At 55.9% G+C, this 23,353-nt stretch carries 26 protein-coding genes; 12 read left to right on the plus strand and 14 right to left on the minus strand.

Translation table 11 applies throughout. The annotated features are described in order from the left end of the window. The first annotated feature begins 33 nt into the window (after positions 1-33). The gene (locus QFI97_RS17380; RefSeq protein WP_159236351.1) at positions 34-1,236 is read left to right on the plus strand and encodes an MFS transporter; all 1,203 of its coding nucleotides are present in this window, start codon (positions 34-36) and stop codon (positions 1,234-1,236) included. A 183-nt stretch (positions 1,237-1,419) separates the two neighbouring features. On the opposite strand, the gene dgcJ is transcribed toward QFI97_RS17380, so the two are convergent. Further along, on the minus strand, positions 1,420-2,937 hold the full coding sequence (gene dgcJ, locus QFI97_RS17385; RefSeq protein ID WP_346431681.1) for a diguanylate cyclase DgcJ: 1,518 nt from the start codon (positions 2,935-2,937) through the stop codon (positions 1,420-1,422). 289 nt (positions 2,938-3,226) lie between these two features. Between dgcJ and QFI97_RS17390 the strand changes: the two genes are divergently transcribed. Continuing rightward, a complete protein-coding gene (locus QFI97_RS17390; RefSeq protein ID WP_095096705.1) occupies positions 3,227-3,850 on the plus strand; it encodes a TetR/AcrR family transcriptional regulator in 624 nt (207 codons plus the stop codon). Positions 3,851-3,924: 74 nt separating this feature from the next. On the opposite strand, the gene QFI97_RS17395 is transcribed toward QFI97_RS17390, so the two are convergent. From QFI97_RS17395 to argC, 6 genes are all read right to left on the minus strand, one after another. Continuing rightward, entirely contained in the window at positions 3,925-4,530 is a 606-nt protein-coding gene (locus QFI97_RS17395) for a PqiC family protein (RefSeq protein ID WP_331835469.1), read from the minus strand. Continuing rightward, positions 4,527-6,161, minus strand: a complete 1,635-nt coding sequence (locus tag QFI97_RS17400) for a PqiB family protein (protein ID WP_095096700.1) — start codon at positions 6,159-6,161, stop codon at positions 4,527-4,529. Before QFI97_RS17400 ends, QFI97_RS17395 begins: the two co-directional genes overlap by 4 nt. Beyond that, positions 6,158-6,778, minus strand: coding sequence for a paraquat-inducible protein A (locus tag QFI97_RS17405; protein WP_346432104.1), 621 nt, complete (start codon positions 6,776-6,778; stop codon positions 6,158-6,160). Before QFI97_RS17405 ends, QFI97_RS17400 begins: the two co-directional genes overlap by 4 nt. After that, on the minus strand, positions 6,771-7,397 hold the full coding sequence (locus QFI97_RS17410; RefSeq protein ID WP_095096695.1) for a paraquat-inducible protein A: 627 nt from the start codon (positions 7,395-7,397) through the stop codon (positions 6,771-6,773). The genes QFI97_RS17405 and QFI97_RS17410 overlap by 8 nt, the downstream gene beginning before the upstream one ends. Before the next feature lie 87 nt (positions 7,398-7,484). Beyond that, positions 7,485-8,147: a DUF3313 domain-containing protein gene (locus tag QFI97_RS17415; protein ID WP_095096693.1), complete on the minus strand. Its 663-nt coding sequence runs from the start codon at positions 8,145-8,147 to the stop codon at positions 7,485-7,487. Positions 8,148-8,511: 364 nt separating this feature from the next. Next, positions 8,512-9,435 (minus strand): N-acetyl-gamma-glutamyl-phosphate reductase, encoded by a 924-nt coding sequence (argC, locus tag QFI97_RS17420; RefSeq protein ID WP_346431682.1) that lies wholly within the window; start codon positions 9,433-9,435, stop codon positions 8,512-8,514. A gap of 112 nt (positions 9,436-9,547) precedes the next feature. Between argC and QFI97_RS17425 the strand changes: the two genes are divergently transcribed. Continuing rightward, complete coding sequence (locus QFI97_RS17425) at positions 9,548-10,435, plus strand: LysR family transcriptional regulator (protein WP_346431683.1); 888 nt, start codon at positions 9,548-9,550, stop codon at positions 10,433-10,435. 147 nt (positions 10,436-10,582) lie between these two features. Here the strand turns inward: QFI97_RS17425 and QFI97_RS17430 are convergent, their stop codons facing one another. After that, complete coding sequence (locus QFI97_RS17430) at positions 10,583-11,731, minus strand: glycosyltransferase family 9 protein (protein WP_095098081.1); 1,149 nt, start codon at positions 11,729-11,731, stop codon at positions 10,583-10,585. 263 nt (positions 11,732-11,994) lie between these two features. Here QFI97_RS17430 and QFI97_RS17435 point away from each other — a divergent pair, with 263 nt between their 5' ends. Further along, entirely contained in the window at positions 11,995-12,495 is a 501-nt protein-coding gene (locus QFI97_RS17435; RefSeq protein WP_346431684.1) for a YbaK/prolyl-tRNA synthetase associated domain-containing protein, read from the plus strand. Positions 12,496-12,610: 115 nt separating this feature from the next. Beyond that, on the plus strand, positions 12,611-13,057 hold the full coding sequence (locus tag QFI97_RS17440; RefSeq protein WP_045854946.1) for a DUF441 domain-containing protein: 447 nt from the start codon (positions 12,611-12,613) through the stop codon (positions 13,055-13,057). On the opposite strand, the gene QFI97_RS17445 is transcribed toward QFI97_RS17440, so the two are convergent. Then, positions 13,041-13,835 (minus strand): AraC family transcriptional regulator, encoded by a 795-nt coding sequence (locus QFI97_RS17445; protein WP_189339838.1) that lies wholly within the window; start codon positions 13,833-13,835, stop codon positions 13,041-13,043. The two genes, QFI97_RS17440 and QFI97_RS17445, sit on opposite strands and share 17 nt — an antisense overlap. 97 nt (positions 13,836-13,932) lie before the next feature. On the opposite strand from QFI97_RS17445, the gene QFI97_RS17450 reads away from it, so the two are divergent. Further along, positions 13,933-15,117, plus strand: coding sequence for a CynX/NimT family MFS transporter (locus QFI97_RS17450; RefSeq protein ID WP_346431685.1), 1,185 nt, complete (start codon positions 13,933-13,935; stop codon positions 15,115-15,117). A 65-nt stretch (positions 15,118-15,182) separates the two neighbouring features. Here QFI97_RS17450 and QFI97_RS17455 read toward each other — a convergent pair whose 3' ends face one another. After that, on the minus strand, positions 15,183-15,875 hold the full coding sequence (locus QFI97_RS17455; protein WP_346431686.1) for a CTP synthase C-terminal region-related (seleno)protein: 693 nt from the start codon (positions 15,873-15,875) through the stop codon (positions 15,183-15,185). Between the two features lie 332 nt (positions 15,876-16,207). Here QFI97_RS17455 and QFI97_RS17460 point away from each other — a divergent pair, with 332 nt between their 5' ends. Further along, the gene (locus tag QFI97_RS17460; RefSeq protein WP_095096673.1) at positions 16,208-16,648 is read left to right on the plus strand and encodes a helix-turn-helix domain-containing protein; all 441 of its coding nucleotides are present in this window, start codon (positions 16,208-16,210) and stop codon (positions 16,646-16,648) included. Positions 16,649-16,740: 92 nt separating this feature from the next. Here QFI97_RS17460 and QFI97_RS17465 read toward each other — a convergent pair whose 3' ends face one another. Both QFI97_RS17465 and QFI97_RS17470 read right to left on the minus strand, forming a co-directional pair. Next, positions 16,741-18,108, minus strand: a complete 1,368-nt coding sequence (locus QFI97_RS17465) for an L-serine ammonia-lyase (protein WP_095096671.1) — start codon at positions 18,106-18,108, stop codon at positions 16,741-16,743. A gap of 63 nt (positions 18,109-18,171) precedes the next feature. Next, a complete protein-coding gene (locus tag QFI97_RS17470) occupies positions 18,172-19,455 on the minus strand; it encodes an HAAAP family serine/threonine permease (RefSeq protein WP_095096668.1) in 1,284 nt (427 codons plus the stop codon). Positions 19,456-20,158: 703 nt separating this feature from the next. Between QFI97_RS17470 and QFI97_RS17475 the strand changes: the two genes are divergently transcribed. Next, complete coding sequence (locus QFI97_RS17475) at positions 20,159-20,635, plus strand: 2-thiouracil desulfurase family protein (RefSeq protein ID WP_255430876.1); 477 nt, start codon at positions 20,159-20,161, stop codon at positions 20,633-20,635. After that, complete coding sequence (locus QFI97_RS17480) at positions 20,622-20,987, plus strand: DUF488 domain-containing protein (protein WP_346431687.1); 366 nt, start codon at positions 20,622-20,624, stop codon at positions 20,985-20,987. Before QFI97_RS17475 ends, QFI97_RS17480 begins: the two co-directional genes overlap by 14 nt. Here QFI97_RS17480 and QFI97_RS17485 read toward each other — a convergent pair. Next, positions 20,977-21,228 (minus strand): putative hemolysin, encoded by a 252-nt coding sequence (locus tag QFI97_RS17485; RefSeq protein WP_095096659.1) that lies wholly within the window; start codon positions 21,226-21,228, stop codon positions 20,977-20,979. The two genes, QFI97_RS17480 and QFI97_RS17485, sit on opposite strands and share 11 nt — an antisense overlap. Before the next feature lie 299 nt (positions 21,229-21,527). Between QFI97_RS17485 and QFI97_RS17490 the strand changes: the two genes are divergently transcribed. The 3 genes from QFI97_RS17490 to QFI97_RS17500 all read left to right on the plus strand — a co-directional run bounded on the left by QFI97_RS17490 (position 21,528) and on the right by QFI97_RS17500 (position 23,027). Continuing rightward, on the plus strand, positions 21,528-22,541 hold the full coding sequence (locus QFI97_RS17490) for a GGDEF domain-containing protein (RefSeq protein WP_331850502.1): 1,014 nt from the start codon (positions 21,528-21,530) through the stop codon (positions 22,539-22,541). 57 nt (positions 22,542-22,598) lie between these two features. Then, the gene (locus QFI97_RS17495) at positions 22,599-22,703 is read left to right on the plus strand and encodes a YoaK family small membrane protein (protein WP_041145046.1); all 105 of its coding nucleotides are present in this window, start codon (positions 22,599-22,601) and stop codon (positions 22,701-22,703) included. 201 nt (positions 22,704-22,904) lie between these two features. Then, positions 22,905-23,027 (plus strand): hypothetical protein, encoded by a 123-nt coding sequence (locus QFI97_RS17500; protein WP_095096653.1) that lies wholly within the window; start codon positions 22,905-22,907, stop codon positions 23,025-23,027. 42 nt (positions 23,028-23,069) lie between these two features. Here QFI97_RS17500 and QFI97_RS17505 read toward each other — a convergent pair whose 3' ends face one another. After that, complete coding sequence (locus QFI97_RS17505) at positions 23,070-23,333, minus strand: DUF2534 family protein (protein WP_095096650.1); 264 nt, start codon at positions 23,331-23,333, stop codon at positions 23,070-23,072. Between the last annotated feature and the right edge of the window lie 20 nt (positions 23,334-23,353).

Consider the following 23,353-nt stretch of genomic DNA (forward strand, 5'->3'; position numbering starts at 1 on the left):
TGACGTTTTATCAATTAACCTCGAGGGTTTTTAATGACATTTTCGCAGAATAAAAGCTTCTGGCTGATTACTGGCGGGGCGCTGGTCCTCTTTCTCTCCCTTGGGATAAGGCATGGATTCGGCCTCTTTCTGCATCCTATGAGCGCTGAGTTTGGCTGGGGACGCGAAGTTTTTGCGTTTGCGATGGCAATACAGAATATTATCTGGGGAGTTGCGCAGCCGTTTGCCGGGGCGCTGGCGGATCGCTTCGGGACTCGCAGGACCATCATCACGGGGGCGATTTTTTATACTGCGGGACTGATGCTAATGGGGTTTGCGCATACCCCCCTGCTGCTCTCGCTCAGTACCGGATTACTGATTGGTATTGGTCTGTCCGGTACTTCATTTTCTGTCATCCTCGGGGCGATTGGCCGCGCCGTTCCCGCTGAAAAACGTAGCATGGCGATGGGGCTCACTGCCGCGGCGGGGTCATTTGGGCAGTTTGCCATGCTGCCCGGCAGCATGGTGCTGATCCACTGGCTGGGATGGGCATCGGCCCTGATCGCTCTCGGCATGATTGCTATGCTAATGCTGCCCGCCGCGGCGCTGTTTCAGCGTCAGGAAGCGGCGCATTCTGAACCGCATCAGACGATGAGCGAAGCATTACGGGAAGCTCTGGGACACTCCGGATTCTGGCTTTTATCCCTCGGGTTCTTCGTCTGCGGATTCCAGGTCGTCTTCATTGGTGTTCACCTACCCTCATATCTTATGGATAACCATCTCCCGGTCATCGCCGGAACCACCACGCTGGCTCTGGTCGGTTTATTTAATGTTTTCGGGACCTATTTCGCCGGGATGCTTGGCAGCCGCTATTCAAAAACAAAGCTACTGAGTCTGATCTACATTGTCAGGGCGGTAATCATTACCTTGTTTATCTCGTTCCCGGTTACAACCTGGTCGGCCTACTGTTTTGGTATCGCTATGGGGCTTCTCTGGCTTTCAACCGTACCGTTAACTAACGGAACGGTAGCAACAATGTTTGGCGTAAGGAACTTATCAATGCTGGGGGGAATTATCTTCCTGATGCATCAGGCAGGCGCTTTTCTTGGCGGCTGGCTGGGAGGATATCTTTACGATATCACCGGAAGCTATAGCATTGTCTGGTACGTAAGTATCGTTCTCAGCGTTATCGCTGCGGCGCTGAACTGGCCCATTCGGGAAGTTTCAAAGCGTGCGCTGACGGGGCTGAAAGTATGAATTGTTCATTCAGGACCGTAGCGGCTTGCCTCATTCTGGCCCTCCTGCTGCTGATATTTCTCATGTGGCGAGAAAATAAAGACCTGATACTGCATATCGGCATGAGCCACTGCTTCTGATTAACTTTTCACTTTACAGAGCAGCGTCGCTGTTATTATCGTCAGCGACGCCTTCTTAATATCCTCATCTCCGTTCGGCATATTTGCTGCGTTTATGTTGATAGAGTAAATCGTCAGCTTTGAGCATCGCCTGCGCCAGCGTATCCCCCGACTGAAGTTGATACGCGCCCCAGGAAAACGCCACCAGCCTATCACGATCGATGGTGAGCAAATGTTCCTGCGCGCGGGCAATAACATCGCGGGATTTATTCAGGGAATAATCAATAAGAACCAGACAGAACTCATCGCCGCCCAGCCGTATTCCGTAGTCGCTCTTACGAATGGCGCTCCCCAGCGCTGAACCCAGCATCTGTATCGCTTTATCCCCCATATGATGGCCCTGGGTATCATTAATTTTTTTAAGCCCATCGCTGTCAATTGCAATAACCGTGACCGGGATATTTCGCTCAACGAGGGAGCGGATTTTTTGTTCAAACTCCGGCGTCATGATTTTTCTGTTACACAGTCCGGTCATCGCATCCGTCACGTTATCCCGGGAAAGCGATTCATGCCTGATTAACTGCTTACGGGCATAGCGACATAGCGCCCAGGTTCCCAGGATATAAAGCATGAACAGCCATAAATTGGCAATAATAACGTAGATGGCGTCCAGCTTCGCATGGAGGGTGTAATACTGGGTAAGCGAGTCTGCGTAGCTGATCAAATCATAAGTTTTGACGTAGGGTTTATGGAAAAAAATATGCGTTCCAGTCACATTATCAGTAACATACAACGAGAGGAAGCGCCACAGCAGCGGGCGATCGACGGTTTTAAACGAAACCACAAGATCGTTAATATTGATGTCTGTAATCAGAATGCCCTTCACCTTATCCCCCAAAAACACCGGGGTAAGCATGCTGATAATATTGTTTTGGGTATATCCATCATGATAGATATGAGACAACGTGCTTTCACCTTTAAGCAGGTCATTCAGGGCGTTGTCATCAATAGAAATGGTGTGCGCGCTGCGCGCAATATTGATGCTGCTATTATCGCCAACTAACCAGTTACTAAAAGTGTAATTCTGAGTATTAATCAAATGATTAATATAAATATAGTTATGAGAAAGATCGATATAGTATCTGATATTCCTGAAAGTATAACCGGCATAGTTTGAAAAGCTGTACTTCGATATAGCCGCGCTCTCCGCGGAGTGAATAACCGCCAGCGCATTAATATCACCCGCCCATTCTTCACACGATTCATTGCGGGTTTGCAGGGTACCTTGCAGGTTATTTCTGTTCTTTTTCAGCAGATTGAAGCCGTGGATGTCGCCTTCAGTTTCAAGGGACTGACAGACATTTTTCCGTTCACGTTCGCTTGAGGGGGCAGAAAATGCCTGGGTATAAAATGCCCGCGAAAGCCGGGTGGCAATATTCTGGTTAATGGACTCTTCATGGAAAAGTGCTGATTTACCATTTTCGGCAACATATCCCATATAATTCTGCAAAGCACGCCCTTCACGAACGGCCAACGCGGTAAAAAGAGCCGTAGTGCAAACCACGATCAGTACGATTGCGCTGATATATTTTTGACTGGACAAGATGGCTAACTCCCTGTCGTACCACCAACAAGTGACGGCAATTATAGCATCAATCAATACCTTCTCACCCGGTAATGACCACGGGAAACATGTCCGTTGAGCTCAACCGGCCGCGAAATTCCCGGCCACGACGGTTTAAAGCAATATCGGGCAGCAAATACCGCCGGCGACGTGACGGCGCTGCCCGCAGAGAGCGATCCCGGTCAAGGCATTCAGCGCGCTACCGTGGCATAATGCGTGAATACCGTACGGTATAGTTATTCATTTTTTAACCAGCTAAGGGTTCAACATGAAGGTACTGACGCAAGCGCGCCGCGAGGGGATCGTGGCCGCCGCCGCCGAGGTGTTTCTGGAGGTTGGCTACGAACGTGCCTCAATGGATGAAGTAGCCAGACGTGCCGGTGGCTCGAAGGCCACGCTCTATAAATACTTCTCTTCAAAAGAGGCGTTGTTTGAAACGGTTGTGCGCAACTACAGCGCCAGGTTTCTCACCGAAGCGGCAAGCGGGCTGACTCAACCGGAAAACCAGCACCTCTCCCTGGAACAAAAACTCATCCGCTTTGGTGAAGATATGCTGCGGGTAGTGGCATGCGATAACCAGGCGCTGCAGATCTATCGCGTTGTGCTGGGCGAAGCCGGCCACTCCGATATCGGGAAACTGTTTCTGGAATCCGGCATCCGCCAAAGCATGGAGGCGCTGGCCCAGGAAATGCAGGCGGCGATGGAACGGGGTGAACTGGCGCCGTCGGAGCCAATGCTTCGCGCCATCCAGTTTACATCGCTGATCAAAGCGGAAACCGAGGTCTTGTTTTTCTTGCGCAATATGCCCGATTTTACTCAGGAAAAAGTCAGTGAGATGGTCAGGAATGGCGTGCGGCTGTTTCTCGACGGCGCGCTTAAAAAACCTGAATAGCCCCTGCCCGGCCAGCGGGCATGTGAAGACCGGGTTCGCCGCCGCGAACCCGGTTGTTTATACGCTAAGAAAGATTAGTCACGGCGACAAACTGCCGCGTCCGTCGCCACCCAGTCCGTCGCGGTCTGTCCTATCTGGCTCGCCAGGCGCTCAACCACGCGCTGCCAGGCAGCAAACATCTGCGCCTGATCGCCGGAGAGAGTTTGCGACAGGTGGCTTTTGCACACCAGCCGGCGATTTTCGTCCCCTCGCTGCGTGGATAGGCTCCAGCCAGCATCCAGGCTGACGGCCTTGCCGGGCCAGCTATCAAAACGCCGAACCTGCAGCAGAACCCGTACCACAGGTTTGCTGTTATCCCGCGCCAGCCCCGCCACATCCACAGTGTTAAGCTGCTGCGTCATGCTGAGGGACAGCGCCGTCTGCAGCTCATCGCCCAGCGGGCTTAGCCAGCGATCGTTGTCCAGAACGACGATGCGACTGTCGCTTTGGCGAACCACAACTTGTTGAGTGTCCAGCTGGGCCGGAACGCCAACGGGCAGCAGATCAATCACAAAGTCGGCCTGCGCGACGGCGCGGGAAACGGAGTCAGAATTGACCAGCGAGTGGTAGCGCACCTGGGGAGATGAGCATCCTGCCGGCAGGCACATGACGCCGAGGATAAGACATAAAACGGTTCTCATGGTCGTTCTCCTGCCTTAAGTGAACGGGGATCGTTCAGCTCCGCATCTGCGGAGCGGCCCTGCAATAGCGATTCCGGCTGGCGATCCAGCTGGTTTGTCAGGCTGCGGACGGCCCGCAGCGTTCGCGTGGTCTCCTGTAAGGACTGCAGGAGGTTAATCATCAGGGGGGAATCTTCCGCCAGCAGGTTCCGCGCGTCTTGTGTCGTTTTCTGAGTCTGTTGCATCAGGCGGTTGGCGGCGGGCAGAGACTGATTGTTCACCATTCGCAGAGTTTTATTCAGCTCTTCCAGCGTGTTATTCATGTTGGTCCCGATCTTATCCAGCGGCATTTTGTTTATTTTCCTGGCGATATCCGTGAGCTGGTCCTGAAGGATTGTCAGCCCGCCATTCACGGTGGGCAGCTCAACCGGGCGCCTGGTCGCATCAAAGTTCACTTTTGGCGCATCCGGTAAGAAATCGAGCGAGATGTAAAGTTGCCCCGTCAGCAGACTGCTGGAAGTGGCCTGCGCTCGCAGCCCGTGCGCGATCATCTCGCGCGTGAAAAGGGCCGTATTGAGGTCCGTGTCGCCTGTTGGTTTCGGCAGCTTTTCCAGCACATTGCCCATCCGCGAGGGATAAACGTCAATATCCACAATGGTCGGAAAGCGATATCCGTCGGGGTTATAGTCAAGCTCGACGGCGGCAACGCGTCCGATCCGCACGCTGGAAAACTCAACCGGAGCGCCAATGTTCAGGCCATGTAAGCCGTGTTCAAAACGCAGTTGAAAACGCACCGGCGGACCATCCTCAGGCGCCATCGCGCTTTCCCGATCCGCTGCCAGTTTGTAACGCGTTTGCTTATAGAGCACGCCGCGGGTTGGGTCATCCGGCCTTGAGAACGCGATCCCCCCCGCCATGATGGCGGCGAGCGTCTGGGTTTTAAGCTGAAAACCGTCGCTCCCTACCGAGAGATCCACGCCGCTCACATTCCAGAATCGCGAATCCGCCGTGACCAGGCGGTCATAAGGGGCATCAATAAAGATGTTGAGATCGATTCCCCTGCCGTCTTTGCGCAGCTGCCAGGAGGTGACCCGCCCCACCGGAATGCGGCGATAGTAAACCGGAGAGTTAATATCCAGCGATCCAAGGTCGTCCGCTTCCAGCATAAACTGGCTGCCCGTCATGTCGTTGACAATAGCCGGAGGGGTTTCCATTCCGGTGAACTGGTATTTACTTTCATCGGACTTCCCTCTGTCCACGCCGATGTAGGCCCCTGACAAAAGCGTATCAATGCCGCTGACGCCGCTCATCCCGACTCGCGGCCTGACCACCCAAAATCGGGTGTCGGCGAGCGCCAGATGCTGAGCGCTTCTGCCAAGCGTGACCCGTACTAACACCTGGGTGTTATCGGGGCTGAGGGTGATTTCCTTCACCAGCCCGACTGTGACATCTTTATATTTCACCGCTGTTTTTCCGGCTTCGAGACCGGCGGCGCTGCGAAACGTAATCACCACCTCCGGCCCGACGGACAGGCGTGCCTGGATAACCATCGACACGGCGACCACAAACGCGACCGCGGGGATCAGCCAGATGACGGCATTGCGCCAGCGGCCGTGACGAAAAAGAGGAATACCCGAAACAGGAGGCTTCATTGCTTGTCTTCCCATAGCGTTTTTGGTTTAAAACTCAGCGCACAAAACATAGTCAAAATGACCACCAGGCCGAAAAGCAGAATCCCAACCCGGGGTTCGGCCTCGCTGAGCACATGAAAGCGGAGCAGGCCGCACACTGCGGCCACCACCACCACATCCAGCATCGACCAACGGCCAATCCACTCCGTTATCCGGTACAGCCTGGCCCGTTCGCATCTGGCCCAGCGGCTCTTTCGGGCAGTTGAGATCAGCAATACGCTCATTGACAGAAATTTCAGGCAGGGAACCATCACGCTGGCAATAAAAATGATCGCCGCAATGCCCCACGACCCGCTTCGCCAGAAGGCCACGATGCCGGAAAGGATCGTGCTTTCACTGCCATGACCGAGAAGCGTTGTGTACATTACCGGGAAAATATTGGCGGGTACGTATAGGATCATGGAGGTTAAAAGCAGCGCCCAGCTCAAATGCGGACGCCCGGACTGGCAGCCGGGCAGCACCGTCTGGCAGCGAGGACATTTACCACGCACGCCGAACGCCGTTTCGTCGGCGCACACCAGGCCACACAGAGAACAGCGGCACACCTGCATCTGACGGGCAAAGGGGGGATTACTCACCACGGCCCTTCTCCTCGACCGTAAGCAGATCCCACAGCGGACGCAGATCGTGGCTGTTGATGAGGACAACCAGCACGCAAGATAGGGCCAGCGCCCAACCGCCCGGCCCTATGGAGACATCCAGCAGTGACGAGAGCTTTATCCCGGCGACAAGAAACCCCAGCACGCCAACTTCCACCATGCTCCAGGGATGCAGCCACTTGAGCGCTCTCATAATGAAGATAAACGCCGGTGCCGGACGCGCGAAATACGCAAAGCTCAGCAGCCATACCGTTAGGGTTATCTGCAAGAAAGGGGCAATAACCAGAAGAAAAGCGGTACAGACCGCCATAATCGGATTGCCGTCTCCGGCAGCCAGCGCCCATGCCACATTCCACAGCGTGACGTCGTTCGCCATCCCGTGAAACCCAACGGATATAACCGGAAAAATACAGGCCAGAAATAGGATGATTGCCGCCGTCAGCATCAGGGGCAGTACATGGCCAGGCACACGCCGATGACCACGCCATAGCACTGCATAACAACGCTGGCAGAGCGCGATTTCGCCCGACGCGCAGGGTAATCTCTGGTAAACGCTGTCGCAATGTGGGCAGATGATCAGATGAGGGAATGTCTTCATAACGCCGGGCCGCCAGGACGTTGCTAATGGGGAAAATCACAGCCGGTTGCGCTTAAAAGCTTCCGGCTGCGCGTACTGTGTCTGAGGCTACCTGAGCGCTTCCGCCAGCTCTTCCGCCCCTTTTTCAATACCGACTTCTGCGGCGCTCAGCGAGCCGATGCTGGCAGAGATATTCATGGCATTCGGATACTGCCGGGCAACGTAGGCTTTCAGCAGTTCGTGGCTGTTTGCGTCATAAATTTCGACGGCATAATCCACCGAACCGCTCATCAGCCCCCGACCGCCGCGCACCGATTGCACAATGTTGTAGGGGCCCCCTGCCAGATCGAATTTGGTGAACGTTCCGATCACCTGCGGGGTGGTGTCAGCCCCGGTCAGCGTCAACTTCAGACGCAAGGTATTCGCCGCGGGCTCTTTGAGCTCTTTAAAGCGCGCGCTAAGCGCTTTGCTGAACTCCTGTTGCATGTGAGCGGCAAGCGTTTGGCGATCGGCCTGCGCCATATCGTCAAACTGTCCATCGTTGCCCTGATAAATTCTCACCGGGTCAATGATGATGCTGTCGTACTTACGCCAGTCCACCAGAGGCGAATAACGATATGGCATGCGATCGGCATTATCATCGGTGTTTGCCGTCAGCTTTGAAGCCGAGTCGATACCGCTGTAACGCACGGGCTCATTACCGGCACAGCCCGCCAACAGCAGGGTGACACCGATAACCGCCAGCCCACCGATTTGCCTTAACATCTTCATGTGCAGATCCTTTCGTTTTGGTTAAGGGCTGCGCCTACCGGCCAGCCTTGCGTAAAAACAGTCAAATTCACACCCAATGTGAACTGTACGGTTTAGTTTTGATCGCATCACTGAAATCTGTCAACTTAATTGTTCGGCGAAAATATTCCGTTTGGGAATTAACGCATGGATGCAGCGCGGATGGCTTTTTTGAGGAGAGCGGATGCGCAGGACAACGCGGCGCCCGACGCGGACAATGAGCCGGGCGTATTAGTTCATAACTCGTTGAAAAAAAGGTATTTAACGCCTCTTACGGGCCCGGATATGATATCTTTCGCCTTGCCGAACCATTGGAAGAACACCGTTGTGTCGCGCCATGCGAAAGTTAGCCGGCGCCGATCATCAGGTTCAGGTTTTGTACCGCGGCTCCCGATGCCCCTTTGCCGAGGTTATCGAAAACCGCCGTCAGCAGTATTTGCCCGCTCTCAGGATTTGAAAATACGCCAAGTTCCATATCGTTGGTGCCGTTCAGATGCTCCGGATTGAGGCGTTCGGTCTCGCCGGCGACTTCAGGCGCCAGCACCGTTACCTGCCCGCTACTGAGATAATGCTGCGTCAGACAGGCGTGTATTGTTGCTGCATCGGCACGTTCAGGCAGCAGGCGCTGCTGTAACGGCACGCTCAAGATAATCCCCTGACGGTACGCGCCGTAAGCCGGCATGAAAAACGGCGGCGTGGAGAGCCCGGCATAGCGCGCGATCTCCGGCACATGCTTGTGCCTGAGAGCTAAACCATACGCCTGAAAAGCAGGCCCGGAGCCCGCCTCTCCGCCTTCGTACAGCTCGACCGCCGCCCTTCCGCCTCCTGAATAGCCGGATACGGCATGGATGGAAACGGGATAATCAGCGGGCAGCAGCCCGGCGTTCACCAGCGGGAGCAGGAGCCCAATGGCGCCGGTTGGGTAACAGCCTGGATTGGTTACGCGCTTCGACGCTCTGATGCGATCGGGCTGGTCGGCGCTCATTTCCGGGAAACCGTACGTCCATCCGGACAGAGTGCGATGCGCCGAACTCGCATCGATAACGCGCACCTGTGGATTCTCCAGCATCGCGACCGACTCGCGCGCCGCCTCATCGGGCAGGCACAGAATCGCGATGTCGCAGCCGTTCAGCATCTCCGCCCGAAGCCGTCGGTCTTTGCGCTGGGATACGGGCAGAGTCATCAGTTTAATATCTGAACGGTGGCGCAGACGATCGTGGATTTGCAAACCCGTTGTGCCCTGCTCGCCATCAATAAATACGTGAGTCATCGTCGTTTCCTTAAACCAGACAGAACTTCAGTGCATGAATGTTGTGCCTGGTTTAAGTATTGGTAAAGTTGAATTATCCTAACGTCAAATTCAGTTTTTCTGAGGTACGCCTATGCGGGAGATCAACCTCGATCAGCTGCGCACGCTGATCACCATTGCCGATACCGGCTCTTTCAACGAAGCCGCCCGCCTGCTGCACCTGGCGCCACCGACGGTCAGCCTGCATATCTCCGAGCTTGAAAGCCGCGTCGGGGCTAAGCTGCTCTCCCGCACCCGCGGCAAAGTCAGGCCGACGGCCATTGGAGAGAACATGGTCGCGCACGCCCGCCGGCTCCTTGCCGACGTCGCCTATGCGCTTGACGACATATCCCGCCAGGCTCAGGGGTTGAGCGGTCAGGTCAGGCTTGGGGCGTCGACCGGAGCCATTGCTTATCTGCTGCCGCGGGCGATTGAAAAACTGGCGCAGTCCCATCCGAGTATTGACGTACACATTACCGTCCTGACGTCGCAGCAGACCCTTGAGCAGCTGAAATCCGGTTCGCTCGATATCGGTATCGTGGCGCTTCCACAGCCCCGGAGCAGCGGCCTGAAAATTGATGCCTGGCGGCGAGATCCCGTTGTCGCGTTCCTGCCTGCGGACTGGGCGGCGCCGGACGTGGTGACGCCGGAATGGATGATTGCAAAGCCCCTGGTGCTGAACGGCTCCGGCACCCACCTGTCGCAGCTGACCAGCGGCTGGTTTGCCGATACGGGCCATAGCCCCACGCCGCGGATCAAGCTTGATTACAACGATGCCATTAAAAGCCTGGTGGGTGCAGGGTATGGCGCCACGTTGCTGCCTCTTGAATCGGGTACCCAGATCTCCGCCGATAGCCGTATCGCCATTCGTCCCTTAAAGCCGGCGCTGTGGAGAGAGCTAGGATTAGCCTGGCGGGAGAGTGAAAACGAGCTATCGACGCAGCATCTGCTTGCAGCGCTGCGGGATCTGCAGCAGGAGTAAATTCACCGGCAACTGCCGTACGTGATTGCGGGAGTGCCTGCCCCAGGTTTTATCTCCCCGGGGCGGCCTATCGGGCACGTCCATCGTCGGGCGTAGGCCCCGCCGCCGAACTTTAGCGAGGGGCGGTAGCCCGGGCCGATTTTGCGCTTAGCGGTTTTTCAGCACCTGAGGATCGATCTGCGCCACGATCAGATCGGCGATATCGTGCTGCTGGTGTACCTTGCCGCATTTAACGATGATCTGCCGCGCGTTGTCATACCCCGGCGCCCACAGCCGGTTGTTCATCCGCACATCTTTATAGACCGCAACCAGCGGTTTCTTCCACGCCGCCGCCATGTGCACGATCGACGTATCCGGCGAGATAACCAGGTCGGCTTCGGCAATCAGCGCCATCGCATGATGCAGGGTTTTAAACGGATTCACGCTCACCTTCTCCGGCAGCGGAATGCGAATTTCGTTGCGATGATCGAGCAGAATAACGTTAACCCGAGGATACTCCGCCTGCAGCCTGGCGATAAGCGCCGACAGCTGCTCCTGCGACAGGCTGCGATCCTGATGGCCGGCAAAAATGTTCACCACCGCTCTGGGTCCGTCGATAGCGGCCAGATGCTGGCGAACCTGCTGGTGGACATCCTGCGGAATATGCAGGTCGTAGGTTGTGAGATGTTTCTTATCCAGATTCATATGCTCAGCAATAAAATCAAACGTTTTGCTGACATGCCAGTTTTCGCAATCAAATTTAAACGAGGTGGTGTAATGGTTAATTGATGGCCATTTATTAAAGCCGAGCACTGATTTTGCTTTTATTTGTCGGAGAAGCAACATTCTGTGTACGGGCATATCAAACAAAGAGGGGTCAATAACGATATCGTACTTATTATTCGCCAGCTCATTAATAACAGACTGAGGAACATTGTGCGTAAACTTGCGCAGAAAAGCGGCGGAATCGACATTGTCAGCCTCATAAATGTGGCGGATTCGCGGGTTATGGCGCATCACCTGACTATTCGATTTGGTCAGCAGGAAATCCACGATATAGCCGGATTCATGAAGGCATTTGACCAGCGCGGAATCAACGACCACGTCCCCTACCGCGCCTTCGTTACGCATCAGCAGCACGGTTTTCGCCGAACTGACGTCGACCTCCCGACGGGTATGCTTGTCCCAGAACGCTTTAGCAATATAAACACGCATCACGTTGCGGACTTTCTTTATAAAATAATTACGGCGCCTGTTCAGTTCCCTTATTTTTTTGAACTTCCGGGGGGATACCTGCACCGCTGCGTTTTCCATCATCATAACCTCGTTACCACTATCAACAGCACCTCGTTAGTCTGATTAAGGACTAAAGAAAATGAGAAAAGTTCGCTTGATTAATAAATTCCTTTCGCTTTGAGCAGCGGGAGGATAGTAATACTTTTCACTATTCCAGCATATCGTTCCGGAGATAAAATGAGTGAAATATGAATTTAATGTGGAAGATCGCGGCAACGGCCGACGGTTTTCATCCGGCGCGGAGAAGATTAAACTTGCCGTTTTGTCCCCGGAGAGAACCGCGCATGAATGCACCTGAAAAACCGAACACCCACCGCCGGCTGCTGGCGTTACTCGACGAACGCCAGGCCCGCTACCGGCTGGTAGAGCATGAGGCGGTGGGAAAATGCGAGGCGGTTTCTGAAATTCGCGGCACCGCTCTCGGACAAGGGGCGAAGGCGCTGGTCTGCAAAGTGAAAGGCCACGGCATAAATCAGCATGTGCTGGCGATCCTCGCCGCCGACCAGCAGGCCGATCTCTCGCGCCTGGCGCTGCACATTGGCGGCAGCAAAGCCTCGCTGGCCAGCCCCGCCGAAGTCGATGCCCTGACGGCCTGCGTCTTTGGCGCCATTCCCCGTTTCAGCTTCCATCCGGCTCTGCGCCTGGTGGCCGACCCGCTGCTGTTCGAAAACTTCAGCGAAATCGCCTTTAACGCCGGACGGCTGGACAGGTCAATTATCCTCGATACGGCCGACTATCTCCGCATCGCCCGCCCCGAACTGGTCGCCTTTCGCCGGGAAGCCTGAGCGGTCTCGTATTATCTGCCTCCTGAAAGCGCGCCAGCGTGACAAATAAGCCTGTTTATTCACGCTATTATGCGTAAAGTAGACGGGCTTATTATTTTGGCAAGGATCTCCTGACATGTTCGATACCACCCTGTTCGTGCTTCTGGGGCTGGCCGCGCTCGGCTTTATCAGCCACAACACCACCGTGGCAATTTCTATCCTGGTTTTAATTATCGTGCGCGTCACGCCGCTCAACGTCTTTTTCCCGTGGATTGAAAAACAGGGGCTGACGATCGGTATTATCATTTTGACCATCGGCGTGATGGCGCCCATCGCCAGCGGCACTCTGCCCCCCTCGACGCTGCTGCACTCGTTCGTTAACTGGAAGTCGCTGCTGGCTATCGCCGTCGGCGTGTTTGTCTCCTGGCTCGGCGGACGCGGCGTCTCGCTGATGGGTTCTCAGCCGCAGCTGGTCGCCGGACTGCTGGTGGGGACCGTCCTCGGCGTCGCGCTGTTCCGCGGGGTGCCCGTCGGCCCGCTGATCGCCGCGGGGATCATCTCGCTGTTTATCGGAAAGTCGTAGTCAGGCTGGCAAGATAGCGTCCGGGAGTTTGGCCGAGGCCCTTTTTGAACATGGTGATAAACGCGGTCGTCGAGTCATACCCCAGGCCGTGCGCGACCTGCTGCACCGTTTGCCCGCGGATCAGCATCTGCAGCGCCAGGATCAGCTGCAGCTGATGCCGCCAGCGGCGAAAGCTGAGGCCGGTTTCGCGAACCACCAGCCGCGCCAGGTTACGCTCGCTCATCGCGAACTCCGCCGCCCACTGGCCGAGGGTCTGCCACTGCGCCGGAGATACCGCCATCAGCTCCGCCATCTGGCGGATTTTCGGGTGCGCGGAAACCGGCAGCTGCAGATGCTCCTCCGGCTGCTGCGGAAGCTCGTCAAACAGCACCTGCACCAGCCGTCGGGTCGTGGGATTGTCACTCTCCGTCGCGCTGCGCCCGGCAAGGGTCAGGATCAGCTCGCGCACCAGCGGAGAGATCTTCAGCGTGCAGCTGCGCTGCGGCATCGGGGCCGCTCCCGGCTCGATAAACAAAAAGCAGATCCGCGCTCCCGGCGTTGCGCGGTTGCTGTGGGGCTGCTGGCCCGGGACCCACACCGCATACTGCGGCGGCACCATCCACATCCCGTTTTCCACCTCACAGGTTAGCGCGCCGTGCAGCGCCAGGATCAGCTGCCCTTTGCGGTGCTGATGGCGCGGAATAAACTGCTCATCCTCAACCACCTGAATATGAAACGCGAGGGCCGCTTCGCGCCCGCTGTCCGGGTCATAGCCGTCAAGGCTCAAACCAATCATCAGATTGTCCGATATTAGCGATAATCTGTCATTTTAGCTTGATTTAAACAATCGGCAAACGCGCTATTGTAGCCACCCTGTTTACTGGTCTGAGATAGCCATGAGTTCTGTTCCTCCCACTGCCGGCCGCCGTAATCTGCTGCTGATTGCCGGTATTTTACTGATCGCCACCACGCTGCGCGTGACCTTTACCGGCGCCGCCCCGCTGCTGGACGCCATTCGCGCGGAGTACGGTCTGACCACCGCCCAGACCGGGCTGCTAACCACCCTACCGCTGCTGGCCTTTGGTCTGGTTTCGCCGCTGGCGGCAGGCGTAGCCCGCCGCTTTGGTATCGAACGCAGCCTGCTGATCGCGCTGGGGCTGATTTGCCTCGGTATTGGTCTGCGCTCGCTGCCTTCCGCCGCGATGCTCTTTGGCGGTACGACGGTGATCGGCTGCGGTATCGCCTTAGGGAACGTGCTGCTGCCGGGCTTAATCAAGCGCGATTTTTCGCAGCACGTCGCTAAGATGACCGGCGCCTATTCGCTCACCATGGGCGCCGCCGCGGCGCTGGGTTCGGCCGTGGTGGTCCCGCTGGCGCTGGCCGGCTTTGGCTGGCGCGGCGCGCTGCTCATGCTGATGGCCTTCCCGCTGCTGGCGCTGTTCTTCTGGCTGCCGCAGTCGCGCAGGCAGGTCGCCGCTCCGCTGACCGCGTCAGGCGCAATGCACAACCGCGGGATCTGGCGCTCGGCGCTGGCCTGGCAGGTGACGCTGTTCCTCGGCATTAACTCGCTGGTGTATTACGTGATAGTCGGCTGGCTGCCGGCAATTTTGCAGAGCCTTGGCTATAGCGAAGCGCAGGCCGGCTCCCTGCACGGTCTGCTTCAGCTGGCCACCGCCGCGCCGGGCCTCGCGATCCCGCTGATTCTGCACCGACTGAAAGACCAGCGCGGCATCGCGGTGCTGGTGGCGCTAATGTGCGCCGTCAGCTCCGCCGGGCTGTGGCTGGCACCCGGGCAGGCGGTTATCTGGGCGCTGGTCTTTGGTTTCGGTTCCGGGGCGACGATGATTCTGGGACTGACGTTTATCGGCCTGCGCGCCAGCTCGGCGCACCAGGCAGCGGCGCTTTCCGGTATGGCGCAGGCCGTCGGCTATCTGCTGGCCGCCTGCGGGCCGCCGGTGATGGGGAAAATCCATGATGCCAACGGCGACTGGCATATTCCGTTAATCGCCGTGGCGCTGAGCGCCGTGGCGATGGCCATATTTGGCGCCCTTGCCGGCCGCGCCAGGGAAATTAACGGCTAAAGCGCTCTTTTGCCCTCGCCCTGACGGCCCCGGCGTTCCGGGGTCGTCGTGCGGGCCAGGGTTAATTATTGGCTGGCCGCGCGTAAAAAGGCGTGTACCAGCGGCGAAGGACGTCCGTCAAGCGCGTTGCGCTCGTGCTGGAACAGCGTCGCGACAAAGAACGGATGCGTCACCAGCTCCACCGCCCGAGTATCACCCTCTTCGTCCCAGCCCGTCACCCGCAGGTCGCCCTGCTCAAGCTCGCGGGCAAACTCCTCGGCAATACCGTAGCTGCAGTGATAGCCCTCTTCGATGCTGTCGCGGCCGTAGGCGCGGGCGATCAGCGTATTAGCGCGCAGCTCAATCGCCGCCGTTTTCTCCACCAGCGAGCAGCTCAGGGGCGCGATAACCATTCGCCCTTCGCTATCCGTTTCCGCATGCCCCGCATCCTGCCAGCCCATGACGTTGCGCGCATACTCGACGATCGCGTGCTGAAAACCGCCGCAGGTGCCGAGGAACGGAATGCTGTTTTCGCGCGCATAGCGGATCGCGATAAACGCGCCGGCGGCATTTTTATAGGGGCTGGCGGGAACGACCCAGATGGCGTCGTAACCGGCAAGCGCCTCGGCATCGTGGATATCGCTGGTCGCCAGCCAGTCATAGCGCAGGGGCAGTTCCAGCACGGCAGCAGCATCGTCGATGGCGAGGGGAATCGCTTTGTGAGCAATAACGTCAGGGTTGTAGTCGCCAACCAGGGCAATACGCAGGGGAGTGTTCATAGCAGGGTCCTTATGTCAGAACGATTTTCGGGCAACACAAGGAGCCTCAGATTAGCGATCTCCCTCACGGAACACAATCCTTATTTTTCGCCCGTCGGACAACCGGCGTTTGGCATGAGGGGCGTTATCCGCGGGAGAAATAAATAAAAAAATATAGCTTGTCTTTCACTATCCTGTTCAATTCCCGCTATTTATTTATCCCTTTTTCTGTAGCTATTTTGTTAAATAAAAAACAGTGTTATTACTATCGCAAAAAAGAAATTATTCGCTTTATTTATAAATTAGCCTGTTAAATAATCTGTAACGATTTATTAAGCAGTAGAGGCAGCAAGATGCGTTTCAGTACGATGTCCGATAGCGAAATTATCTCTGAACTGTGCCGCAGAATTAAAGAAACTCGCATGCAGCTCGGGCTCTCCCAAATTGAACTCGCCGAGCGCGCGCAGGTCGGGGCGGCAACCATCAAACGCGTAGAATTAGGTGAATCCGTTACCCTCAGCACGCTGATCGGAATATTGCGCGGTCTGGATCGGCTGCATCAGCTGGAGTCGATTTTATTCGATTCGCACATTCGAACTTTTAATGCGCAAATCAATGCCACCGCCCCTCCCCGCATCCGTATTCGCAAAAAAGCGCAGCCGCCAAAAGAGAAATGCGCCGTCGCCGAACAGGCCAGCGAAGCGAACGCCACCATTAACGAATGGTACACCTCGTCAGCGTCCCACAGCGTTGTCTGGTCTTTTCTGCCGTCGGAGGCAGAGAAAAAAAGCTAGCCTGATAAGGGAAACAGCCCGCGGGCTGGAGTAGTCGTTCAGGAGGAGGGCCGAAAAAAAACCGCCTGCGGCGCAGGCGGCGTTGGCGGACTTCAGGATTCGCAGACCGCGACTTTAATCGCCAGCCCGCCGCGGGCGGTTTCCCGATATTTCGCGTTCATGTCTTTCCCCGTCTCAAACATGGTATCGATGACTTTATCCAGCGAAACTTTCGGATCGCTGGTGCGGTGCATCGCCATGCTGGCCGAGTTGATCGCCTTCACTGCCGCAATCGCGTTGCGCTCAATACAAGGTACCTGTACCTGACCGGCAACCGGATCGCACGTCAGCCCGAGGTTGTGCTCCATGCCGATTTCAGCGGCAATGCAAACTTTCTCCGGGCTGCCGCCCAGCAGCTCCGCCAGCCCGGCGGAAGCCATGGAACACGCCACGCCCACCTCTCCCTGGCAGCCAACTTCCGCGCCGGAAATAGAGGCATTCATTTTGTACAATATGCCTATCGCGCCGGCGGTCAGGAAGTAGCGCATATAGATTTCCGGCGTCACCGTTTTGATAAAGCGGTCATAATAGGCCAGCACCGCCGGCACGATGCCGCAGGCGCCGTTGGTGGGCGCAGTGACCACCCGTCCGCCGGAGGCGTTCTCTTCCCCCACCGCCATCGCGAACATGTTGACCCAATCCATTGCGCTAAGCGGCGTAATTGACTGGCTTTGGGGAGCCAGCACGCGATGCAGCGCCGAGGCGCGACGCGGCACCTTTAACGGCCCCGGCAGAAGGCCTTCGGTACTCATGCCGCGGTTAATGGCGTTTCTCATGGTCTCCCAGATTTTCGCCATATTCTGCTCAACGCTGTCTCGTCCGTGGCGGGCGGCCTCATTTTTCATCATCACCGCGGAAATCGACAGGCAGTTGTCGTGGCAGTGCGCCAGCAGGTTGCGGGCTGAGTAGAACGGGAAAGGGATGTCGACTTCAGCATCCTGGCTCTTGCCGAACTCCTCCTCGGTGACGATAAAGCCGCCGCCGATGGAGTAATAGGTCTGGAAGTGGACGATTTTTCCGTCGCAAAGCGCCGTAATGCTCATACCGTTTTCATGCAGCGGCAGAAACTCATTATGAAAACGCATGCATTCCACCACCGGGAACGCAATTTCCCGCTGGCCCTCTTCAATACGCAGACGCTGCAGGGTATTAACGTCACGAATAATCGAGGGAATGGCGTCGATATCGACGGTATCCGGCAAATAGCCGGAGAGTCCAAGAATAATCGCAATATCGGTATGGTGGCCCTTACCGGTTAACGAAAGGGAGCCGTATACGTCCACCACCAGGCGAGTCACTTTATGCAGCAGGCCTTTTTCCTGCAGGGTATCGACAAAATGTTTCCCCGCCTTCATCGGCCCGACGGTGTGTGAGCTGGAGGGCCCGATACTGATTTTGAAAATATCGAAAACGCTAATCATGTGGCACCCATAGGGTTACAAAGCAAAACGAATGCGCCTCCTGTGACAGGAGGCGCCGGGGGCTTAGCTGAACAGAGAGTAGAAGATGGCGGAGATGGCAATCAGGCCAATCACCACCACAAACGCGTTGCTGATGTGGCCGCTGTACTTACGCATGGCCGGTACTTTATTGATGGCGTACATCGGCATCAGGAACAGGATCATGGCGATAACCGGGCCGCCAAGGGTTTCAATCATACCCAGAATGCTCGGGTTCAGGGTCGCCACTATCCAGGTGGTCACCAGCATGAACAGCGCGGTGATTTTGTTCAGCTTGGTAATCTCGATAGATTTGCCTTTACTGCGCAGAGACTTGATCACCATGCCGTTAAAGCCTTCACGCGCGCCGAGGTAGTGGCCGAGGAAGGACTTGGTAATCGCGATCATGGCGATAATCGGCGCCATCCATGCAATCAGCGGCGCGTTGAAGTGGTTCGCCAGGTAAGAGAGGATGGAGATATTTTGCGCTTTCGCTTCCGCGAGGTTTGCCGGGGAGAGGCTCAGCACGCAGCTGAAGACGAAGAACATCACCGTCAGCACCATCATGATGTGCGCATAGCTGAGGATGCGGGCGCATTTACGCTCGGCGTCCTGGCCATACTCTTCACGTTTCGCCACCGCGAAGGATGAGATAATCGGCGAGTGGTTGAAGGAAAACACCATCACCGGAATAGCCAGCCACAGCGTCATCCACAGGCCGTTCCCCGTTGCGGAGGCGCTGCTCAGCGAGAGGGTATCCAGAACCGCACCGTTCCACTGTGGAATCAAATACAGCGCCAGGATCATCAGCGCCGCCACAAACGGGAACACCAGCACGCTCATCGCCTTAACAATCATTTTTTCGCCAAAACGCACAATGCCCATCATGCCCACAATTAAAATCAGCGACAAAATTGCGCGCGGCGGAGAGACCAGGCCAAGCTGATGGGTTATAAAGCTGTCGACGGTATTGGTGATCGCGACGCTATAAACCAGCAGAATCGGGTAAATAGCAAAGAAGTAGAGCAAGGTAATAAGCTTGCCGGCGCCAATGCCGAAATGCTCTTCCACCACTTCGGTAATATCTTCGCCAGGGTTTTTACCTGAGAGCACGAAACGGGTTAAACCGCGATGGGCAAAAAAGGTCATCGGAAATGCGAGAATAGCCATGATGATCAGCGGAATTAAACCGCCACCCCCGGCGTTAATCGGCAGAAAAAGAACCCCGGCGCCAATAGCCGTCCCGTACAGTCCCAGCATCCAGACGGTGTCACTTTTTCTCCAGCCGCTGCTCTCGCGAGCGACGAGGGTATTTTGAACGCTTTCCATAATATGGCCTCAATAATATAGAGTGGAACCCAATTTAACGGGCTCTGTTTCAGGTAATAAATCGCAGTGTTTGTTTTGCTATTTTATTAAACTAAGCCAAACTGATGTACATACGGCGATCACATAACCTGATTTATCACGAGGACTTTTAAAGTATCAAAAATAGCACCTGAGATTTAATATATTTTTAAGGTATCATTTTTAATACGTTATTATAAAAAGAGCTTCAGATAGTCGTGCAAATAATATATTACAAGAGCCGCGTGGCGTAGAAAAGCCCCGTTTTTTAAATAAAAAAAACCCGCAGAGATACGGGCTGATTCAAGAGCAAAATCCATTTGTAGCAATAACAACTCAATGTGTCCTGATCTATTCTATGCGTTGCACAAAAAAATAACACTCCTGATTCCAGGGGGATTGCAGCCGTTGCAACAAGACCACCCCCTGCCGGCAGCGACGCCCTGACACGCTTTGGCAGTCGGTCATGGCAGATGATAATATCTGCATTGCCAAACGCTGCGGACTGCTTTGCGCGCCTGCCGCGATATCACTGAGGCATCACAGTGAATTTTTTATACCGGAGATACCGATGCTAAAACCACTTCCCATTATGGATGATGACGGGACGACCCGTTCGCTTTCGCCCCGGCCGGAGCAGCCTGGCGCTATTACCGGCGGTAAAATATTGGTGAGCGCCTGCCTGATGGGGTTTCAGGTACGCTATAACGGCAGCGACAAGGCGCAGCTGGCCGAGACTCTGGCACGCTGGCAGCGCGAAAACCGGCTGGTGATCCACTGCCCTGAGCTGGCCGCCGGGCTACCGGTGCCAAGACTGCCGGCAGAAATTCTCGATGCCCAGGGCGCGGAGGTGATGCAAAATCGCGGGCGCATCGTTGAAAGCGACGGCCACGACGTCACCGCGCACTATCAGCTGGCGGCCTGGCTGGCGCTGAAGGCCGCCCAGGAGGGAGGCTGTCAGGCGGCGCTGCTCACCGACGGCAGCCCGACCTGCGGCAGCCAGTTTATCTACGACGGCACCTTTAGCGGGCAGCGTAAGCCCGGCTCCGGCGTGGCGGCCGCCCTGCTGCGCCAACACGGTATTACGGTTTTTTCCGACGGGCAGATCCCGCAGCTGCTTGCCTGGATGGAACAGATGGAGAATAGCGATGATCCAATGTAAACGCGTCTACGATCCGGCTGAAGCCGGCGACGGCTATCGCGTGCTGGTCGACAGGCTTTGGCCTCGGGGAATTAAAAAGGAGGCTCTGCGCTACGATGAGTGGTGCAAAACCCTGACCCCCTCCGCGGAGTTACGCAAGGCCCTGCACGGTGAAGTCATCGATTTCGCCAGCTTCCGCGAGCAGTATTGCCGGGAGCTGGAAAGCCACCGTGACGAAGGATTGCGCCTTGCCGCGCTGGCTCGCCAGCAGCCGCTAACGCTGATTTACGCCGCCAAAAATACCCGGCAAAACCATGCGCTGGTGCTGGCTGAGTGGCTGGAAAACCTGCCTGCCGGCGAGGTTACGCCTTAGCGGGGTGATCCCGGCGCCACAGCTCCCATTCATCGAGGGTTTCCCCGCCGGGCAGCTTACAGTCGCTGCGTACGCCCTGCGGCGTCTGTACCGGTATCAGCTTACCGCCCTTCTGACCGCAGTAGACCGAGGCCGGGTTCGCCATGCCGATAGACTTCGGCGGCGGCGGCGCATCCTGCGGCTGCGGCTGTTTCGCGCATCCGGCCAGTGCCAGAGGCAGTAGTATGGTCATCCACTTCATTTTGACTCCTTTTGTTGATCAAAGCCGCTATGGTGCCCTGATTCTTCACGGTTTCTCCATTTTAACTACACTTTTGCGCCGTAGAGTAGCGCTTGTTCTCTAATTGACCAGAGAACAGATCATTCCATAATCAATGAGTTTTCCCCGTCGCCCCCGACGGGGCTTTTTTCCCGCTGCGACCGCAGGTATTCCCTCAGCTAATGTGTTAAATTTGTTGTATCTATGTTTACTTTTCGCTGTTGGCCGTTTTCAGCCTTCTTTACCGGCGATAACGCTCGGCGATCGGGAGCCGTACATTCATGTCAGATTTTATTCTTGCCCGCGTCTCGCAAACGCTCGCCAACGAACATTCGCTGGAGCTGTTAGTGCGACAACTGCTTGAAATGCTGGAACTTGTGACCCGAATGGAGTCAACCTATCTGACTCGTATTGATCTTAGCGCTCAGCGCCAGCTGGTTATGTATGCGCACAACAGTAGCGAAATGACGATCCCAGAAGGATTTTCCATAGCGTGGAATGAGTCGCTGTGCAAACGTGCCATCGATGATAACTGCCTGTTCAGCAACGACGTTGCCAGCCGCTGGCGCTCGTGCATTGCCGCCCAGGAGCTCGGTATCGCCACCTTTTTCAGCATTCCCGTTCGCCTGACCGACGGCTCATTGTACGGCACGCTCTGCGCCACCAGCCGTCAGAAACAGCCCTACAACCTGGAAGGTGAGCAGGTGATGAGCCTGTTCGCCAACCTCATCTCCCATTACGTTGAGAAAGAGACGCTGGTCGAACAGCTGCGCGCCGCCAACTCGGCGCTGGAGATGCACTCTTACACCGATGAATTAACCCGCCTACCCAATCGTCGCGCGCTGTTCAAGCACCTCTCGGCGATGTTCCCGCGCGCGCGCGAACTGCAGCGCAATATTTTACTGATCTTTATCGATCTCGATGACTTTAAGGCGATCAACGATCGGTTCGGCCATCCGTGCGGCGATAGCTTCCTGATCCAGATCGGCGAACGCTTAAACGCCCGCGTGCGCGAAGGGGATCTGGTGGGTCGCCTCGGCGGTGACGAGTTTTTGATTGTCGGGGCGGGTCTCGACGCCGAAGAGCAGCGGGCGTTTATCGCCGCTCTGCGCAAAGAGATCAGCGGAATTTACTTCCTGGCCGGGCATCGTATCAGCTACCCGGGCGCCAGCTTTGGCGTGATTGACGTCAATCCGCAAACGATGGATATGGAGAGCGCGCTGCGGGCCGCGGACGATGCGATGTATCAGGATAAAAAGTCGCGCCGTAAAGAGACCTTCCTGGATATTGACTAAACTGCCGGTATTTCCAGTATGATAGCGGACATCACTCGCATGCTCAGGGACAACACAATGAAATTGGGTATTCTTTTTCCGGTAGTAATTTTTATCATCGCCGTTATTTTTCTTGGCTGGTTCTTTGTTGGCGGCTACGCGGCACCGGGCGGCGCATCGTGAAAAAAAGCACCATTCTGATGGTTATTATCGCCGCTATCGCGCTAGCTGGCGTGCAATTTGGCTGGTGGTAACCGCCCTTTGCCGTCGCGCTTAAATTGCAGAGTTGTCTTATCCACTCAATAACTTAACGCGATACACTCACTTCACCAGCCGAACCCGCCGCCAGTCGCGGGCGGACGGCGGACTAACGGAGAAGTGAGAATGAAAAAACCGATCGTGTTGTCGTTGCTGCTCGCGCTATGCACGCTGTTATCGGGATGTATCGTTGATGATGGCTATCATCACAGACACCACCACCATCATTACGACGGCAGAGGCTGGTGAAAAAAGGCGGATCAAGGCGAACCGGCGTTCGCCTTGTTTCATTTAGTCCTGGCGGTCAGAACCTAAAAAGACGAAGCCCAGCGGAATGGAGAAAAGCAGCGTAAACACGATGCTGTAGACCGTCACCATCGCCCCTTGCAGGAAGAACATCGAGGTTGTCCACTCGGAGTACGGCATATTGTACTCACTCACCACGCCGCCAAACGTCGCACGTCCAACTACGGCAAGAGCGATGGCAAACACCACCGTTACCGACAGGAAAAATTTCTTACTGTTTTTATTGCTGATGAGCTTATGCAGAATCATCCGGGTTCCCTTTTATCTGA

It is taken from the genome of Klebsiella scottii, from assembly GCF_036561945.1.
In the GTDB taxonomy this organism is placed as follows: Bacteria; Pseudomonadota; Gammaproteobacteria; order Enterobacterales; family Enterobacteriaceae; genus Klebsiella; species Klebsiella scottii.